The organism is Rhizobium sp. BK456, assembly GCF_014194045.1.
Classification (GTDB): domain Bacteria; phylum Pseudomonadota; class Alphaproteobacteria; order Rhizobiales; family Rhizobiaceae; genus Rhizobium; species Rhizobium redzepovicii.
The window spans coordinates 189,871-206,292 of record NZ_JACIAO010000012.1 but is presented as its reverse complement, the minus strand read 5'-3'; the positions used below and the strand labels follow the sequence as shown (position 1 = coordinate 206,292).

Below are 16,422 nucleotides of genomic sequence, written 5' to 3'. Positions count from 1 at the left end.
CCGAGTGATGCTGCGGATATTGGCATTGCTGGCGATCTCTGATCTAGTCTACCCGGCGTCCAGCCGCAGGCCTCATGGCATTCGAAACGAGCGAGAGCTGTATTCTCATGACCACTCACCGCTTCATTCCGACGAGCTTTCACAATGTCGTCGGCTCCCTTCCGCCAGCCCTGCGCATCGCCGATGGCGACACCGTCGTGACCGAGACTCTCGACGCCGCCGGACATGACAAGGATGGCGTCAAGCAGGCAACCGGCGGCAATCCGATGAACGGCCCGATCTTCGTGGAAGGCGCCGAGCCCGGGGATGCGTTGAAGGTCGAGATCGTCAGCATGATCCCGACCAGAGACACGGGGTTTACCCGAAGCGTCGTCGCCGCCAGTGTGGTCGATCCCGAGACGGTGCGTGACCTGCCGCCACGCGATATCGCCATCTGGGCCATCGACCGCGAGGCCTTGACCGTCCGGCTTTCCGAGCCGGTCGCAGGCCTGGAAAATTTCGTTCTGCCGCTCGCCCCGATGATTGGCTGTTTCGGCGTGGCGCCCAGCCTCGGCCAGGCGATATCGACCGCGACCAGCGGCGAATATGGCGGCAACATGGATTATCGGCTGTTCGGTCCCGGCACCACGGTTCGCTTTCCCGTGTCGGCTCCCGGCGCCTTGTTCTTTCTCGGCGATTGCCATGCCGTGCAGGGAGATGGTGAGATTGTCGGAACCGGCATCGAGACCACCTTCGAAGTCACCGTTCGCCTGACGGCGGAAAAAAAGGCCGGACTGGTATGGCCGCGCGGGGAAACTGCCGAAGACATCTTCACCATCGGCAACGCCCGACCGCTCGACCAGGCGCTCCAGCATGCCACCAGCGAAATGCTGACCTGGCTGGCGTCGGATTATGGCCTGGACAGAACGGCAGCCAGTCATCTGCTCGGCCAAGTCGTGCGTTACGACGTCGGCAACGTCTTCGATCCGGCCTATACGATGGCCTGCCGTGTTGCCAAGAAATGGCTGGTTCGTCGATAGGCGACCGCCAGCTGGCGATCAATGATTGGCCGGCGGCACTTCCTCAATCGTGCCGTGACAGGAAAGCGGAAACGGTCGCTAGGCAAAGCTGCTTTTCCTCGACATGCGGCATGTGGCTGGAATTTTCGAAGAGCACCCATTCGCAGCCGGGAACACGGTCGAGATAGGGCCTTACCACCAGGGGTGTCGCCTCGTCGTATTGGCCGGAGATCAGCAGCGTTGGGGCTTCGATGCGGTCGAGCCTGTTTTCGATCGTCCAGTCCTTCATCGTGCCGATGACATGAAATTCGGTCGGGCCATTCATGTTGCGGTAGACAGTGCTGTCCTCGTCCATGATTTCGAATGTCCGCGCCACTTCGGGTGGCCACGGCACCACGCGGCAGACATGGCGGTCATAAAAGACGCGGGAGGCGGCGATATAATCCGGATCGGTCAGGCTTCCCGCCACCTCATGCTTCAGCAGCGTGTCCTGCACCTCCTTCGGCAATTCCCGCCTCAGCCGGTTCGCTTCCGAAACCCAGGTGTACATGTTGGCCGGCGAGTTGGCGATGACGAGCGCCTTCAGGCCTGGCGGCCGGCGCACCGCATGTTCGGCGCCGAGCATGCCGCCCCAGGACTGGCCGAGAAAGGCATAACGATGCTGGATGCCGAGATGGGCAAGCAACGCGTCCAGCTCTTCGAGAAACAGGCCGACCGTCCAGAAATCCGGCCCTTTGTCGGGAAGGCGGGTAGAGTTGCCATTGCCGAGCTGGTCGTAATGAATGACCGGGCGGCCGTCGAGCGCGGCGATGTCCTTGAAGGAATCGACGTAGTCATGGGTGCAGCCGGGTCCTCCATGGGCGACGACGAGCGGCAGCTTGTCGCTTTCCAGCGATCCGGTGACACGATACCAGGTGCGATAGTCGTGAAAAGGCAAATAGGCTTCATTCGTCACGGTTTCGGCCACCGGTGTCTCCATCTCTTGGCATGTCGGAAACCATAACGCGGCGGCAGCGGCCAAGGCAGCTATCACAACTTATAGGGTGACCATTAATCGGCCGGCCGGTCCTCGAGTAGGCGGTAATGGGTGGCGCGCACCACGGCCTGGGTGCGGTTGCGCGCACCGAGCTTCTTTGCTGCGGCATTGAGATGCATCACGACGGTCGGCACCGAACGGCCGATGATGCGGGAGATTTCCTTGGCGGAAAAACCTTCCGCGGAATGGCGCAGACACTCGCGTTCCCGCTCGGTCAATCGGACCGTGCCGACGCTCAACGCCTTCTTGTCGAAAAGCGAATACGCCGTCTCGTGGAAGACATGGGCCAGCAGGTTGAAGTCGGCGATATAACGCAGCGCATGCCGTTCGAACTCACTGTTCCCACCGAAGCGGATGCCGGTAACTGTTGCATAGTCGCCGCCCGGCATATGGACCGGCACGGTGACGCCGGTCGACATGTCGCGTTCGTACAGGTAGCGCGCTACCGGCGCGGTGTCGTCGCTGATGAAGCGATTGATCAGTGTGTCGGCATCGGTGTCGTAGTTCCAGAAGAACGGCGCCGTGCTGCGCAGCGCCACCTGCTGGACAGGATCGATGCGGAAATAACCGCGGTCGAACCAATAGTCGTGCATATCGTCGGAAATATTCCGGAGCTTCAGCAGCGATGGTATCATGATCGCGCCGTCGAGATCGTAGGGCACCGGCGTATAGTCGTAGATCAGCGCCTCGAAGCCGATCTGCTTCATCGCCTCGAAGGCCTGGTCGATCCGGCCCTCCAGCGTTTCGTGCGCCGTAAACTGCCGTCTGATCGTTCCGATGTCGTCAATCATTGCCTCGTCAAGCATGGGCGGCTCCCGGTTCGGCATGCACCCCACCCTATCACTTCTTATAGCTGGCACGGAGCGAGATTTGCGATAAAAAATTAACCATGCCCAAATATTGAGCAAGCGAAATCTTCTGCCGGAGCGATCAATGTGGCGTGAAATACGGCCGGACCAGCGGTTCGAGATCGATGTCGACGGTCATCACGTCGTTGCCTATAGCTTCGGGGCCGGCAGCGAGACGGTTTTCTGCCTGAATGGCGGACCCGGCCTGCCCTGCGATTACCTGCGCGAGGCGCATTCCTGCCTGATCGACAAGGGCTACCGCGTCATCGCCTTCGACCAGCTCGGCACCGGCGCATCCGATCGGCCCGACGATCTCTCGCTCTGGACGATCGGCCGCTATGTCGAGGAAACGGAGACCGTGCGCAAGGCGCTGGGGCTCGGCAAAGTCCATCTGCTCGGCCATTCCTGGGGCGGGTGGCTGGCGATCGACTACGCGTTGACCTACCCCGAAAATTTGAAGACGCTGATCCTCGAGGATACCGTTGCCGACATGCCGCATCTGATTTCGGAACTGGAACGGCTGCGGGCGGCACTCGGTCCCGAAACGGTCTCGATGATGCAGAAGCACGAGGCGCAGGGCACCTACAATCACCCGGAATATCTCGCAGCCGTCACCATTCTCAACTATCGCCACGTCTGCCGCCTGGCGGAATGGCCGGCGCCGGTGCGCCGCTCGCTCGACGATTGGAACATGGCGCCCTATGAGACCATGCAAGGGCCGAACGAGTTTCTCTATACCGGCAACCTCAAGGACTGGAACCGCATCCCCGATCTGCCGCGCCTGATGCTGCCGGTGCTGATCACGACTGGAGAGCATGACGAGCTGACGCCGGCCTGTGCGCTGAGGATGAAGCTTGCCCTGCCAAATGCCGAGCTCAAGGTGTTTGCCAATGCCAGCCACATGCCGTTCTATGAGAACCCGCAGGATTATTATCCAGCACTTCTCGATTTTCTCGCCCGGCACGAGGCAGGCTGATGCAACAGGAAGCGGACCGAACCCGACGAAGACAAAGGGGCGATCGCCGTCATGCATCGCTATAAATTCGTTCTGACGCGACCGCTGCAGTTTCTGCCGGTCATCTTCGGCATTAGCGTCATCACTTTCATCCTGGTTCGGCTGATTCCCGGCGATCCGGCGCGCAACATTCTTGGCACGCGCGCGACGCCGGCGGCTCTCGCCAGCATCCGCGCCCAGTACGGTCTCGACCAGCCGATGTGGCTGCAATATGTCTATTTCCTCAAGAATCTTGCCAATGGCGAAATGGGCAAGTCGATCCTCTACAAGATCGACGTGCTGAAGCTGATCGTCACCCGCGTCGAGCCGACGCTCGCGCTCGTCGTCTCCAGCGTCGTGCTTTCGGTCCTGATCGCAGTGCCGATGTCGGCAATCGCCGCACGCAATGCCGGCCGGGCTCCGGATCATGCGGTGCGCATCATCTCGACCTTCGGCATCGGATTTCCGCCCTTCTGGCTGGGGCTGATGCTGATCATCCTGTTCAGCGTTGATCTCGGTATCCTGCCGGTCTCGGGCTATGGCGCGACGATCGGCGAAAAGCTGTCGCATCTGGTGCTGCCGAGCCTGACGGTTGCGCTGTCGCTCTCGACCGTGCTGACGCGCAGCCTGCGGGCGGCAATGATCGAGCAGCTGAAATCGGATGTGGCGACCGCGGCGCGCGCCCGCGGCATGCCCGAAGGCATCGTCTTCTGGCGGCATGTGCTGCCGAATTCGCTGGTGCCGACGATTAATCTGCTTGCCGTCAACATCGGCTGGCTGATCGGCGGCACTGTGGTAGTCGAGAGCGTCTTTGCGCTGCCCGGCATGGGACAGCTGCTCGTCAGGGCGATCTTCTCACGCGACTACATGGTGGTTCAAGGCGTCGCCATGGTCTTTGCCTGCGCCACTGTGCTTATCAATTTCATCGCCGACATCGTCACTGTCGCCGTCGATCCGAGGGTGAAGCTATGAGCATCGAGGCGGTCGCCCCCGCCTCCCTCGGCTGGCGCCGGTTCTTCGGCCGGCGGCCGATGCTTGTGCTCAGTGCCGGCCTGCTGCTGTTCTTCGTCCTGCTGGCGATCGGTGCGCCCCTCGTCGCGCCTTACGACCCGATCATGCAGAATGCCGAGGTGCGCCTGCAGGCGCCTTCATTGTTGCATCCCTTCGGCACCGACAATTTTGGCCGCGATATTCTCTCCCGCGTTATCTGGGGCGCGCGCCTCGACCTGCAGATGGCGCTGATCGGCGTCATCTTCCCGTTCCTGATCGGCACGATCGTGGGCACGATCGCCGGCTTCTTCGGCGGCATCGTCGATGCGCTGTTCATGCGTCTTGTCGATATCATCCTCGCCTTCCCCTTCCTCGTGCTGATGCTGTCGATCATCGCCATCCTCGGCCCGGGTCTTGGCAGTTTCTATATCGCCATGGCGCTGGTCGGCTGGGTCTCCTATGCGCGGCTGATCCGGGCGCAGATGCTGGTGCTGAAGGGCAGCGACTATGCCGTTGCCGCTGTCAGCCTCGGCTTCAGCCGCCCACGGATCATGTTCCGCCACCTGCTGCCGAACGCGATCGCCGGCTCGATCGTCTTTTCGATGTCCGATGCGACGCTGGTGCTGCTCAGCGGCGCTGCCGTCAGCTATCTCGGCCTCGGCGTCCAGCCGCCGATTGCCGAATGGGGCGTCATGGTCGCCGAAGGACAGAGCTTCATCACCACGGCATGGTGGATCACTTTGTTTCCCGGCCTCTCCATCGTCTGCCTCGCCTTCGGCTTCAGCATGCTGGGCGATGCCCTCGGCGAACTGCTGGGGGTGCATGAATGAGCGGCTCGAGGCTATCCGTTCGCGATCTCACAGTCAGGGCGCATGTAGATTCCGGCCCGCGCACGCTGCTCGATGCGGTCTCGCTCGACCTCGGCAAGGGTGAGATTCTCGGCCTCGTCGGCGAAAGCGGCTCGGGCAAGAGCCTGTTCTGCCGTTCCCTGGTGCGCCTGCTGCCCTCCTCGCTGCTGAAGATCGAAAGCGGTAGCGTCCTGCTCGAAGGGCGCGACCTCATGCGGATCGACGATGGCGAGATGCTGAAAGTGCGCGGCGGCGAGATCGGCATGATCTTCCAGAACCCGACCAGCCATCTCGACCCGGTGATGCGGATCGGCGATCAGATCGCCGAGGGCATCCGCTATCACCAGGGCCTCGGTGCCCGCGAGGCCCGCACCGCAGCGACGGAAATCCTGGCGCAGGTCGGTTTTCCCGATCCCGTGCGCCAATATGACAGCTACCCGCACGAATTTTCCGGTGGCATGCGGCAGCGGGCGATGATCGGCGTGGCGCTGTCCTGCAGTCCGAAGATCCTGATCGCCGACGAGCCGACCACGGCGCTCGACGTGACCATCCAGGCGCAGATCCTGCGGCTGCTGATGGAGATTCGCGACCGGCGCGGGCTGTCGATCATTCTGATCACCCACGATCTCGGCATCGTCGCCCAGACCTGCGACCGCATCGCCGTGCTGCGCGGCGGCAAGCTCATCGAGGAGGGGCCGAAGCGGGCGATCCTGACGCTGCCGCAGCACCCCTATACGATCAACCTGATCAACAGCCACCCTTCCCTGCCGGGCGAGATATCAGCGCCGCTGCCGGACATTGCCGAAGCCGGCCAGCCGGTGAGGCCATTGCTTGAAATCGACGATCTCCACGTGCGCTTCAAAACCGGCGGCAGCCTGTTCAAGGGCGGTGCCAGAAATGTCAGCGCCGTTGCCGGCGTCAGCCTGCAGATCATGCCCGGCGAGACGGTCGGCATTGTCGGTGAATCCGGCAGCGGCAAGAGCACGCTTGCCCGTGCTGTGCTCGGTCTCACACGGATTTCGTCCGGTCACGTCACCTTCGACGGCGTCGATCTGGCCCAGCAGAAAAGTGCTGGCCTGGCAAAACTCAGGCGCGAGACGGCGATGGTGTTCCAGGACCCATACAATGCGCTCAATCCGAGGCTGACGATCGGGCAGATGCTGGCCGAAGTGCTGAAGGTGCAGGGCAAGGTCGCCAGGAGCGATATCCAGGCGCGGATCGGCGAACTGCTCGATCTCGTCGGCCTCGAACGCGAATTCGCCGGCCGCAAACCGCGCAGCATGAGCGGCGGCCAGTGCCAGCGTGCCGGCATTGCCCGAGCCCTCGCCGTCGATCCGAAGCTGATCATCGCCGACGAATGCGTGGCGGCCCTCGACGTCACCATCCAGGCGCAGATCATCGAGCTCTTCCGCGAGCTCACGGCGAAGATGAACCTCACGCTGATCTTCATTGCCCATGATCTCGCAATCGTCCGCAATCTCTGCGAACGCGTCGTCGTGATGTATCGCGGCGAGATCGTCGAGGAAGGTCGCTCAGAAGAAGTCTTCGCGCGGCCGAAACATCCCTATACGGCGGCGCTGATCGCCGCCATTCCCGACATCGATCCTGACAAGCGGCTGCTTCAAGACGCCGACGGCAAGGACGATCCGCATTCGAAGCCGATTCAATCAATCAAGCGCATGCCATAACAACGAAGGGAACGAACTCATGACAAACAGGTGGAAATCAATCGGGCTTGCAGCCTTGCTCGCCGGTCTGACGCTCAGTGCAAGCTATGCGGAGGCCGCCGGTGTACTCACCATCGGCCGCCGCGAGGATTCGACGACATTCGATCCGATCAAAACAGCGCAGAACATCGACAACTGGGTGTTCTCCAACGTCTACGACGTGTTGATCCGCGTCGACAAGACTGGCACGAAACTGGAGCCGGGCCTTGCCGAAAGCTGGACCACCTCGGATGACGGGCTGACCTACACGTTCAAGATCCGCGACGCGAAATTTTCCGACGGTTCGCCGCTGACGGCGGAGGACGCGGCCTACAGCCTGCTGCGCATCCGCGATGACGCGGCCTCGCTCTGGAGCGATTCCTACAAGGTGATCGACACGGCGGTCGCAACCGACGCCCATACGCTGACGATCAAGCTCAAGAACCCGTCCGCGCCGTTCCTTTCGACTCTGGCACTGCCGAATGCCTCCGTCATCTCCAAGAAGGGCATGGAATCGCTTGGTCCCGACGCCTATGGCGAAAAGCCGATCGCATCCGGCGCCTTCGTGGTCGAGGAATGGCGGCGCGGCGACCGCGTCATTCTCAAGAAGAACCCGAATTTCTGGCAGGCGGACCGGGTGAAGCTCGACGGTGTCGAGTGGATCTCGGTGCCTGACGACAATACCCGCATGCTGAACGTCCAGGCCGGTGAACTGGATACGGCGATCTTCGTGCCCTTCTCCCGCGTCGAGGAGTTGAAGAAGGACCCCAACCTCAACGTCGATATCGACGCTTCGACCCGCGAGGATCATCTGCTGATCAACCATGCGCATGGCGCGCTCGGCAAGAAGGAAGTCCGCCAGGCGCTTGATCTCGCGATCGACAAGAAGGCGATCGTCGATACCGTTACCTTCGGCCAGGGCACGGTCGCCAACTCCTACATTCCGAAGGGCGCACTCTATTATTATGCCGACAATCTGCAGCGACCTTATGATTCAGAGAAGGCAAAGGAGCTGTTGGCGGCTGCCGGCGCCTCGGACCTGACGCTGAATTATTTGGTGCGCGCCGGCGACGAAGTCGACGAGCAGACGGCCGTGCTGGTCCAGCAGCAACTGCAGAAGGCGGGCATCACCGCCAACCTGCAGAAAGTCGATCCGAGCCAGGAATGGGACATGACGGTTGCCGGCGACTACGATATCTCGGTCAACTACTGGACCAACGACATTCTCGATCCGGACCAGAAGACCACCTTCGTCCTCGGCCACGATTCCAACAACAACTACTCTACCAATTACAAGAGCGAGGCGGTGAAGGAACTGGTTGCCAAGGCGCGTCTCGAGCTCGATCCGAAGAAGCGCGAACAGATGTATGTCGATCTGCAGAAGATGGCCAAGGACGACGTCAACTGGATCGACCTCTATTACAGCCCCTATATCAACGTCTCACGCAAGAATATCGAGAACTTCTACCAGAACCCGCTCGGCCGGTTCTTCCTGGAAGATACGGTCAAGAACTGAGTTCTGACAGCATGCAGATGTTCCGCCGCCGTAAAGGCGGCGGAACATAATTTGTTGCTGCGACACGTGGCTGGGGCCGCTTGCTTACTCGGCGGCAGCGAGCTTGTCCTGCGTCCTGGTGTCGAAGTCGCTGGCGTCGTGGCGCTCGTGCAACTGGCTCGAGGGCTCACCGGAGAGGCGGTTGACCATCCGGCCGCGTTGCACGGCCGGCCTGCTGTAGATGCTGTCTGCCCAGCGCAGCACGTTCTTATACTCTTCCACCTGCAGAAACTCGGCTGCGCCGTAGGTCCAGCCCTTCACCAACCCGCCATACCAGGGCCAGACGGCAATATCGGCGATCGTATAATCGCTGCCTGCCAGATACTCGCTTTCGGCAAGGCGACGATCGAGCACGTCGAGCTGACGCTTCACCTCCATTGCAAATCGGTCGATCGCATATTCGATCTTCGTCGGCGCATAGGCGTAGAAATGGCCAAAGCCGCCGCCCAGGTAGGGGGCGCTTCCCATCTGCCAGAACAGCCATGACAGGCATTCGGCGCGGGCGGCCGGTTCAGTCGGCAGGAAGGCGCCGAACTTTTCCGCGAGATAGGTCAAGATGGCGCCCGATTCGAAGACACGGATCGGCTTTGGCCCGCTACGGTCCATCAGCGCCGGTATCTTGGAATTGGGATTGACCGCGACGAAGCCGCTGCCGAACTGGTCGCCATCGCCGATCTTGATCAGCCAGGCGTCATACTCCGCACCTTCATGGCCAAGCGCCAGCAGCTCCTCGAGCATGATAGTGACCTTCTGGCCGTTCGGGGTGCCGAGCGAATAGAGCTGCAGCGGATGGCGGCCGACCGGAAGCTCCTTGTCATGCGTCGGCCCTGCGATCGGGCGGTTGATACTGGCGAATTGGCCGCCATTCGCCTTGTTCCAGGTCCAGACCTTCGGGGGTGTATAATCGGGAGAACCGCTCATCTTTCAAACTCCTGGCATTGATCGGACAGAGCGCGGCGCCGGTTGGGGCCGCCGCATTTTTCCTGACATAGCAGAGGCGATGAGGTTTTGTCAGAGGTGTCGGAGAAGGTTCACACAATCGTCAGAGTGTTGGAAAGCCCATGGCTCCATCTCTCATATTCGGTTGCTGCGACTATTGCTTGACCATTGCGATCAGTTTTCGGTTCCCGAGGAAGCGATGATCTCGTCCAGCTGTCCGACGAGCACGCGGCTGCCCTCCACGTCGCCAGCCATCCTGGCAAAGAGGTCCGCCATGCCGCGGAAGATGGTCGCCGCGGGATCATCGTCTCCAAGGAAATCGGCAATCTCCTGCATTTCGGCGACCCATCGATAGGCCTTCGGGTACATGTCGGGAATGGATCTCGACAGCTTGCGATCGACGTCCGGAAGGCTTTCGGAGAGTTCGGCTTTCAGGCTTTCGGCAGCACCCGAGCGCGATGCGGCAAGCAGCATGGCGGTGCCGAGGCCGGTAAATCCCTTGTTGATGCCGGCATAACACATCTTCAGGGCCGAGGCGGCGCCGAGCGGTCCGTCGAGCCTGCGGATCCTGAGGCCGCAATCCTCGAGCAGCCGGCTCCGCTCCGCGGTATCGCCGCTGATATAGATGGTCGGACCTGATTTGCCGGGGACCGGCGGCCCGCCGATGATCGCTCCGTCAAGCACCTCGATGCCGCTGCCTTCGAAGCGTGCCGCCAAAGCCTGCATCGTTTTCGGCGCAATCGCGTTGAGGTCGATGAAGGGAGGCGGCGCCTGCATCTCCGACGATATGTCCGCGACGAGTCCGGCGACCTTGATCGCCTGCGCCGGTGGGACGATCGACAGGATCAACTCAGCCTTCGTCAGCTCCTGGTGGCCGACCGGCACCATGCCGGCTGCCTTTGCCCGCACAATCGTCTGCTCGCTCCTGCCCTCAAGATAGGTCAGCACCGTAGCGCCGTGGTCGATCAGCCGTTTGGCGACGGCACTTCCCATCGCACCCGATCCGATAATCGCAAAATTCGGCATGTGAACCTCAATCAGTGACGACACCGGGTTAGAAATGTTGCTGGAGACCATGCCGTCAACTGCGACGATACAGCCGGAGGTTCGTTCACAAGCAGTTGGCCGTTTCATGCGCGCTGCCGTTGCGGCACTTTTTCTTGATATTCGTCAATGCCGGAATGGTCGACACCGGTATGATCGGTGTTATCATTCGCATTCGAGGATATGGATTTCAATGTATCGGACGATCATCTGCGGCATCGGCATGGGTTCCAGGGAAACGGCAAGCCGCCTTTTGCGTCGGGCTGCTGCGCTGGTGGATAAAGGCGGGAGCCTCGTCGTCATGCACGTCATCGAGGGTATCCCCCACCGTCACCTGACGGAGCTTCCCGAAGAATTCGAAACGACCGCGATCGTCGACGCCGAAAAGAAGCTTGCATCGCTTTGTAAAGAGATGGGAGTTCCGGCAACGATCGAGGTTCGTATCGGCGTCGCCGCCTCCGTGCTCGTTTCCGTTGCAAGGGAGAAGTCGGCCGATCTCATCCTGCTTTCATCCCATGTGACGGATATCACCGACTACGTCTTCTCCTCGATCGTCGACAAGGTCGTGCGCCACGCCGGGTGCTCGGTTCTCATCGACCGGCGACCCGATCCCGCGCATGAAGGCTCGGCGCCTCAAGTGGAAGACGCGACGTTGTTTTAGTTCCGCTGCGGATTGACGAAGTCGATCGGAGCGACCGGCCTCCCCTCCCCGGCGGCGGCCCGACAACCTATATCATCCCCAAGCCAACCAGCAGTATTCGCTGCCTGACCGGAGATATGCATGAGCCAGGATCCATATGAGCTTCTGGGCGTAAAACGGGATGCGACGCAAAAGGATATTCAAAGCGCGTTCCGCAAGCTCGCCAAGAAACTTCACCCCGACCTCAACCCCGGCGACAAAAAGGCCGAGGAACGGTTCAAGGAAATTTCAACCGCCTACGAGATCTTGAGCGACGAGGAAAAACGCGGACGCTTCGATCGCGGCGAGATCGATATAACAGGCGCCGAGCGGGCGCAGCGCAATTATTACCGCGACTATGCCTCAAAGAGCGGGCCGGGCGATCCCTACCACAACAGCGCCGGCTTTGCGGATTTCAGCGATGCCGACGATATTTTCGCCAGCTTCTTTTCACGTCGTGCCGGCGGCGGCCAGACCCGTGGTCGTGGCCGTGACCGGCAATTCTCCATGGAGGTCGACTTTCTCGAGGCGGTCAACGGCACCAGGACGGAGGTCAAGATGCCGAACGGTCCGGCGCTGGACGTACAGATCCCGCCGGGGACGCGCGACGGCCAGACCTTGCGGCTGCGCGGCAAGGGCGAGCCGGGCATTGGAGGCGGGCCGACAGGTGATGCCCTGATCGAAATCCGTGTGACCCCACACCGCTTCTTCACGCGAGACGGCGACGATATCCGCCTGGAACTACCGATCTCCCTCAGCGAGGCCGTGCTCGGCGGCAAAGTCCGTGTGCCGACCCCTTCCGGACCAGTCAATTTGACGCTCCCGCCTTATTCGAACAGCGGCAAGGTCCTGCGTCTCAAGGGCAAAGGTGTTGCAAAACGTGGCGGCGAACACGGCGACGTCTACATTTCGCTGAAGATTGTGCTGCCCGACGCCCCGGATGAACGGCTGACGGCCTTGATGAAGGAATGGGCAACGGCAAACTCCTACGATCCGAGAAAGAACATGGAGGCTTGATCATGAATGATCTCGAATTCCGTCTTTACTTGAAAATCGACGTCATCCAGCTTGACCTCTGGATCGAACAGGGTTGGCTGATCCCGGAGACATCAGACGGCCGGAGGCAATTTCGCGACGCCGACGTTGCACGCGCCAGGCTGATCCTGGACCTCATGGGAAACATGGGTGTCAACGAAGCCGGCGTCGATATCGTCATGGAGCTGGTCGACGAATTGCACGGCCTGCGGGGAACGATGGGCAAGCTGATGGCGGCCATCGGCAAGCAGGAGCGGGATGTTCAGCGCCGGCTGCTCGAGAGCCTCGAGGAGATCGACCGGTTTTAGATCGGCCGAATTCTCAGGTGGTGAACCAATAGCGGACGATGTGGAAGAACAGCGGCGCTGCGAAGGTGATGGAATCCAAGCGGTCGAGCACGCCGCCATGGCCCTCGATCACATAGCCCCAGTCCTTGGCATTGAGATCGCGCTTGATGGCCGAGAGCACGAAGCCGCCGAAGAAGCCGGCGACGACGATGACGGTGCTGACGGCCGCGGCCTGCAGCGGCGAGAACGGCGTCAGGCGATAGAGCAGCGTTCCGACAAGGATCGCCGAGGCGCCGCCGCCGATCAGGCCTTCCAGCGTTTTCGACGGGCTGATGTTCGGCGAGAAGCGGTGCTTTCCGAGAAGCTTGCCCCAGACATACTGGAAGACGTCACTGAGCTGCACGACGATGACGAGATAGACGAGAAGAAGTGCCGACGGTGTGTCGGTCTGCAGCATCAGCAGCGCCGGCGCGTGGCTGATCGAATAGACCGTCAGCATCAGGCCCCATTGCACCCTGGCGCTGCGCGCCAGGAATTCGTTGACATCGCCCGTCAGGGTCGCCACCGCCGGCAGGATCAGGAAGGCATATACGGGGATGAAGATCGCAAAGAGGCCGTACCATAGCGTTCCGAGCAGCACATAGTGCACCGGCAGGACGACGAAGAAGGAGAGGAACAATGCCAGGTGGTCGCCGCGCCGCGACGGCGTCAACGTCCAGAATTCACGAAGCGCCATGAAGGAGAGGAACGCGAACAGGATGACCACCGCCGTATCGCCGAGCAGGATCGCGCCGCCGAATATGGCGACCATGATCCACCAGGAGCGGATACGGGCGTTGAGGTTGTGGACGGTGGCGACGGAGCCGGGCTCGGTCGCGCGCCGTTGCAGGATGAAGCCGATGGCCGAGGCGGCGGCAAGCAGGGCGAGGATGGCGGCAAGTACCAGGGAAAACAGGCTGGTCATCTGACAGGCCCCCCGTCTGCGAGCTCGACGACCGCGGCCCGGGCGCGGGCCAGGAAGGCATTCTTTTCCTCGCCGGGTTCGACGCGCAGCGGCTTGCCGAAACGCGCGGTGCAGGTGATCGGGACGATCAGCATGCTTCCTTTCGGCAGGATACGCTGCAGATTGTCGAGATGGATCGGTATGAGGTCGACATCGGGAAAGCGGCAGGCCAGGCGATAGATGCCGCTGCGGAACGGGGCGATCTCTTCAGTGGCGCTTCTCGTGCCTTCGGGAAAAATCAGGATCGAACGCCCCTCTTCGAGAAGGCGCTCGAGGGGCTCCAGCGGGTTGCTGTCCGGCAGAGGCTTGCGGTCGATCAGGACGGCGCGCAGGCCTTTCTCGGCGATAAAACGGCGAAAGGCGCTGGTTCCCCAATAGTCGCGCGCCGCCACCGGATGGGTCAGCCGCCGCACCGGATACGGCAGGGCGGCCATGACGGCGACGGTATCGACATGGCTGTTGTGATTGGCGAAATAGATGCGGCGGCGCGTGTCGGGCGCACAGCCCCGCCACTCGCTTCGGGCGCCGACCACGATACGGACGAACAGCACCAGAAGACGACGAATAAGAGGAATCATGGTCTCTCCATCGAACGGACAAGCGTTATCGTGCGCGTGACGCAGGTGACGAGGCTGCCGGCCGCGATGATGGCGGAGGTTAGGATCAGCGATCGATGGCTGGCGAAGACCAGTGTCTCCACACTCTGGGCAACGAGGCCGGCCGTCAGCACCGCCATGCGGCGCTGCTTGGCCATGATGCCGCTGAAGTCCTGGGCAAGGCCGACCGATCCTCCGAAGACCCTGATATAGGCGGTGAGTGCGGCGAGCAGCGCAGCAAGCCAGCCAAGCCAGGCAAAACCGCAGGCATAACCGGCGGCGACGAGCAGCAGACTGTCGGCGATCCGGTCGGGGAATTCGTTATAGATCGGCCCGCTCCTGGTTTTCTTGCCGCCTTCGATTGCGACCATGCCGTCGAGCAGGTTGCACACGAGCCGCAGCTGCACAGAGATCGCGGCGCCGATCATAACGATTGGGTGCGTTGTGAGCAGGATCAGCGCCGCGCCGATGCCGGCAAAGAGGATCGACAGCAGCGAAATACCGTTCGGCGTGACGCCGGTGCGCGCGAGCCATGCGCTCATGCCGATCGCCCAGCGCGACGACCGGCTCGCAATCGGTCGCCGTGAGGCGGCCTCTTCTTCCCCCATTTTCATTTCCCCAAACCCGATCTCCTTGCATATCCTGCCGATGTCGTCGCGCCAAGCCGTCCCGCACTCTAAATTCCGCGCGAGGTCCCGCTCGCGCCAGGCCGCGTTCATTCGGCCGAATCCCGACGCGATACGAGTTCGGAAAAACGGCTGAAGGATCCGGGGCGATGGATCGAACAGCCTGATTTTTAAGCCCATTTGGCGCTTGACACATTTTTGGGCGCTACCTATGATTTTTGAACCAAACGGTAAAAAAAGGGGAGCAGTCAATGACCAAAGACATCCTTATTTCACGCCGGACAGTGATCGCGTCAGGCATTGCGCTTGGCGTCAGCGGCTTTGTCCCGCTGGCGAGAGCTGCCGCGCCGCTGAAGGTTGCGGGCATCCATGCATCGCCGGTCGAAAATGCCTGGAACTCCTGTTTGCACAAGGCCCTGCAGGACGCGGCCAAGGAAGGCGTCATCGAATATGTCTTCTCCGAAGGCGTCTCCGGCACCGATTATCCCCGCGCCATGCGCGAATATGCCGAACAGGGCAACAAGCTGATTATCGGCGAGGCCTATGCGGTGGAGAAAGAAGCTCGGCAGGTCGCGGCCGATTATCCCGATACAGCCTTCGTGCTCGGGTCGAGCGGCGAGCAGGCTGGCGACAATTTCGGCGTCTTCGGCACCTGGAACCATGACGGCGCCTATCTTGCCGGCATGCTCGCGGGCAAAATGACCAAGTCCAATGTCGTCGGTTCCGTCGGCGCCATTCCGATCCCCGAGGTCAACATGCTGATCAATGCGTTTGCGGCCGGCGTCAAGGCCGTCAATCCGGACGCCAAGCACCTGGTCTCGTTCATCGGCACCTTCTTCGATCCGCCGAAGGCGCGGGAAGCTGGTCTTGCCCAGATCGACGCCGGCGCCGACATCCTGTTCGGCGAGCGCATCGGCACTGCCGATGCCGCCAAGGAGCGCGGCATCAAGTCGGTCGGCTCGCTGATCGACTATACGCCGCGTTACCCGGATACGGTGTTTGCCAACGCCATGTGGTATTTCCGCCCGATCCTGGATGCCGCGATCGCCGATGTCGCCGCCGGAAAGCCTGTCGGCAGGAACTACACGTCCTACGGCCTGATGAAGGAAGGCGGCAGCGATATCGTCTTCGTCAAGGGTGTAGCACCCGCTGAGGCCGAGGCTGCGATGGAGGCCAAGCGGGCGGAGATCAAGGCCGGCACCTTCGAAGTTCCGAAGATGATGGACGAGCCAAAGTAA

At 61.5% G+C, this 16,422-nt stretch carries 17 protein-coding genes; 10 read left to right on the top strand and 7 right to left on the bottom strand.

Annotation, left to right across the window (positions count from 1 at the left end):
- Positions 1-107 precede the first annotated feature (107 nt).
- Positions 108-1,019 carry an acetamidase/formamidase family protein gene (locus FHX03_RS28495; protein WP_183856567.1) on the top strand — a complete coding sequence of 304 codons (912 nt, stop codon included), beginning with the start codon at positions 108-110 and terminating at the stop codon, positions 1,017-1,019.
- Positions 1,020-1,062: 43 nt separating this feature from the next.
- Here the strand turns inward: FHX03_RS28495 and FHX03_RS28490 are convergent, their stop codons facing one another.
- Both FHX03_RS28490 and FHX03_RS28485 read right to left on the bottom strand, forming a co-directional pair.
- A complete protein-coding gene (locus FHX03_RS28490) occupies positions 1,063-1,965 on the bottom strand; it encodes a proline iminopeptidase-family hydrolase (RefSeq protein WP_183856545.1) in 903 nt (300 codons plus the stop codon).
- Positions 1,966-2,048: 83 nt separating this feature from the next.
- Entirely contained in the window at positions 2,049-2,825 is a 777-nt protein-coding gene (locus FHX03_RS28485) for a helix-turn-helix transcriptional regulator (protein WP_183856566.1), read from the bottom strand.
- Positions 2,826-2,967: 142 nt separating this feature from the next.
- On the opposite strand from FHX03_RS28485, the gene FHX03_RS28480 reads away from it, so the two are divergent.
- From FHX03_RS28480 to FHX03_RS28460, 5 genes are read left to right on the top strand one after another with little or no spacing between them, the layout of a single operon-like run.
- Positions 2,968-3,858, top strand: coding sequence for a proline iminopeptidase-family hydrolase (locus FHX03_RS28480; RefSeq protein WP_183856543.1), 891 nt, complete (start codon positions 2,968-2,970; stop codon positions 3,856-3,858).
- 51 nt (positions 3,859-3,909) lie between these two features.
- Positions 3,910-4,848: an ABC transporter permease gene (locus FHX03_RS28475; protein WP_097627930.1), complete on the top strand. Its 939-nt coding sequence runs from the start codon at positions 3,910-3,912 to the stop codon at positions 4,846-4,848.
- The gene (locus tag FHX03_RS28470) at positions 4,845-5,696 is read left to right on the top strand and encodes an ABC transporter permease (protein WP_097627929.1); all 852 of its coding nucleotides are present in this window, start codon (positions 4,845-4,847) and stop codon (positions 5,694-5,696) included. The genes FHX03_RS28475 and FHX03_RS28470 overlap by 4 nt, the downstream gene beginning before the upstream one ends.
- Complete coding sequence (locus FHX03_RS28465) at positions 5,693-7,402, top strand: dipeptide ABC transporter ATP-binding protein (RefSeq protein WP_183856541.1); 1,710 nt, start codon at positions 5,693-5,695, stop codon at positions 7,400-7,402. Before FHX03_RS28470 ends, FHX03_RS28465 begins: the two co-directional genes overlap by 4 nt.
- A gap of 19 nt (positions 7,403-7,421) precedes the next feature.
- Positions 7,422-8,936 (top strand): ABC transporter substrate-binding protein, encoded by a 1,515-nt coding sequence (locus FHX03_RS28460; protein ID WP_183856539.1) that lies wholly within the window; start codon positions 7,422-7,424, stop codon positions 8,934-8,936.
- A gap of 84 nt (positions 8,937-9,020) precedes the next feature.
- Here the strand turns inward: FHX03_RS28460 and yghU are convergent, their stop codons facing one another.
- Together yghU and FHX03_RS28450 are read right to left on the bottom strand one after the other, a co-directional pair.
- Positions 9,021-9,896, bottom strand: a complete 876-nt coding sequence (yghU, locus tag FHX03_RS28455; RefSeq protein WP_097627926.1) for a glutathione-dependent disulfide-bond oxidoreductase — start codon at positions 9,894-9,896, stop codon at positions 9,021-9,023.
- 192 nt (positions 9,897-10,088) lie between these two features.
- Positions 10,089-10,991, bottom strand: coding sequence for an NAD(P)-dependent oxidoreductase (locus FHX03_RS28450; RefSeq protein ID WP_183856565.1), 903 nt, complete (start codon positions 10,989-10,991; stop codon positions 10,089-10,091).
- 160 nt (positions 10,992-11,151) lie between these two features.
- On the opposite strand from FHX03_RS28450, the gene FHX03_RS28445 reads away from it, so the two are divergent.
- From FHX03_RS28445 to FHX03_RS28435, 3 genes are all read left to right on the top strand, one after another.
- On the top strand, positions 11,152-11,619 hold the full coding sequence (locus FHX03_RS28445; RefSeq protein WP_183856537.1) for a universal stress protein: 468 nt from the start codon (positions 11,152-11,154) through the stop codon (positions 11,617-11,619).
- Between the two features lie 120 nt (positions 11,620-11,739).
- Positions 11,740-12,654, top strand: coding sequence for a DnaJ C-terminal domain-containing protein (locus tag FHX03_RS28440; protein WP_097627923.1), 915 nt, complete (start codon positions 11,740-11,742; stop codon positions 12,652-12,654).
- A 2-nt stretch (positions 12,655-12,656) separates the two neighbouring features.
- A complete protein-coding gene (locus tag FHX03_RS28435; protein ID WP_183856535.1) occupies positions 12,657-12,980 on the top strand; it encodes a chaperone modulator CbpM in 324 nt (107 codons plus the stop codon).
- Between the two features lie 13 nt (positions 12,981-12,993).
- On the opposite strand, the gene FHX03_RS28430 is transcribed toward FHX03_RS28435, so the two are convergent.
- The 3 genes from FHX03_RS28430 to FHX03_RS28420 are packed head-to-tail and all read right to left on the bottom strand — an operon-like array spanning position 12,994 to position 15,166.
- Positions 12,994-13,923 (bottom strand): phosphatidate cytidylyltransferase, encoded by a 930-nt coding sequence (locus FHX03_RS28430; RefSeq protein WP_097627921.1) that lies wholly within the window; start codon positions 13,921-13,923, stop codon positions 12,994-12,996.
- The gene (locus FHX03_RS28425; RefSeq protein ID WP_183856533.1) at positions 13,920-14,540 is read right to left on the bottom strand and encodes a lysophospholipid acyltransferase family protein; all 621 of its coding nucleotides are present in this window, start codon (positions 14,538-14,540) and stop codon (positions 13,920-13,922) included. The genes FHX03_RS28430 and FHX03_RS28425 overlap by 4 nt, the downstream gene beginning before the upstream one ends.
- Positions 14,537-15,166, bottom strand: coding sequence for a CDP-alcohol phosphatidyltransferase family protein (locus FHX03_RS28420; RefSeq protein WP_183856531.1), 630 nt, complete (start codon positions 15,164-15,166; stop codon positions 14,537-14,539). Before FHX03_RS28420 ends, FHX03_RS28425 begins: the two co-directional genes overlap by 4 nt.
- A 269-nt stretch (positions 15,167-15,435) precedes the next feature.
- Here FHX03_RS28420 and FHX03_RS28415 point away from each other — a divergent pair, with 269 nt between their 5' ends.
- Positions 15,436-16,422 (top strand): BMP family protein, encoded by a 987-nt coding sequence (locus FHX03_RS28415; protein ID WP_183856529.1) that lies wholly within the window; start codon positions 15,436-15,438, stop codon positions 16,420-16,422.

What these genes read in the sequence shown, in the direction of transcription:
- FHX03_RS28495 (WP_183856567.1), top strand. Translation starts at nt 108, where the DNA reads ATGACCACTCACCGCTTCATTCCGACGAGCTTTCACAATGTCGTCGGC.
- FHX03_RS28425 (WP_183856533.1), bottom strand. Translation starts at nt 14,540, where the DNA reads ATGATTCCTCTTATTCGTCGTCTTCTGGTGCTGTTCGTCCGTATCGTG.
- FHX03_RS28440 (WP_097627923.1), top strand. Translation starts at nt 11,740, where the DNA reads ATGAGCCAGGATCCATATGAGCTTCTGGGCGTAAAACGGGATGCGACG.
- FHX03_RS28430 (WP_097627921.1), bottom strand. Translation starts at nt 13,923, where the DNA reads ATGACCAGCCTGTTTTCCCTGGTACTTGCCGCCATCCTCGCCCTGCTT.
- FHX03_RS28460 (WP_183856539.1), top strand. Translation starts at nt 7,422, where the DNA reads ATGACAAACAGGTGGAAATCAATCGGGCTTGCAGCCTTGCTCGCCGGT.
- FHX03_RS28465 (WP_183856541.1), top strand. Translation starts at nt 5,693, where the DNA reads ATGAGCGGCTCGAGGCTATCCGTTCGCGATCTCACAGTCAGGGCGCAT.
- yghU (WP_097627926.1), bottom strand. Translation starts at nt 9,896, where the DNA reads ATGAGCGGTTCTCCCGATTATACACCCCCGAAGGTCTGGACCTGGAAC.
- FHX03_RS28420 (WP_183856531.1), bottom strand. Translation starts at nt 15,166, where the DNA reads ATGGGGGAAGAAGAGGCCGCCTCACGGCGACCGATTGCGAGCCGGTCG.
- FHX03_RS28480 (WP_183856543.1), top strand. Translation starts at nt 2,968, where the DNA reads ATGTGGCGTGAAATACGGCCGGACCAGCGGTTCGAGATCGATGTCGAC.
- FHX03_RS28445 (WP_183856537.1), top strand. Translation starts at nt 11,152, where the DNA reads ATGTATCGGACGATCATCTGCGGCATCGGCATGGGTTCCAGGGAAACG.
- FHX03_RS28470 (WP_097627929.1), top strand. Translation starts at nt 4,845, where the DNA reads ATGAGCATCGAGGCGGTCGCCCCCGCCTCCCTCGGCTGGCGCCGGTTC.
- FHX03_RS28415 (WP_183856529.1), top strand. Translation starts at nt 15,436, where the DNA reads ATGACCAAAGACATCCTTATTTCACGCCGGACAGTGATCGCGTCAGGC.
- FHX03_RS28450 (WP_183856565.1), bottom strand. Translation starts at nt 10,991, where the DNA reads ATGGTCTCCAGCAACATTTCTAACCCGGTGTCGTCACTGATTGAGGTT.
- FHX03_RS28485 (WP_183856566.1), bottom strand. Translation starts at nt 2,825, where the DNA reads ATGATTGACGACATCGGAACGATCAGACGGCAGTTTACGGCGCACGAA.
- FHX03_RS28435 (WP_183856535.1), top strand. Translation starts at nt 12,657, where the DNA reads ATGAATGATCTCGAATTCCGTCTTTACTTGAAAATCGACGTCATCCAG.
- FHX03_RS28475 (WP_097627930.1), top strand. Translation starts at nt 3,910, where the DNA reads ATGCATCGCTATAAATTCGTTCTGACGCGACCGCTGCAGTTTCTGCCG.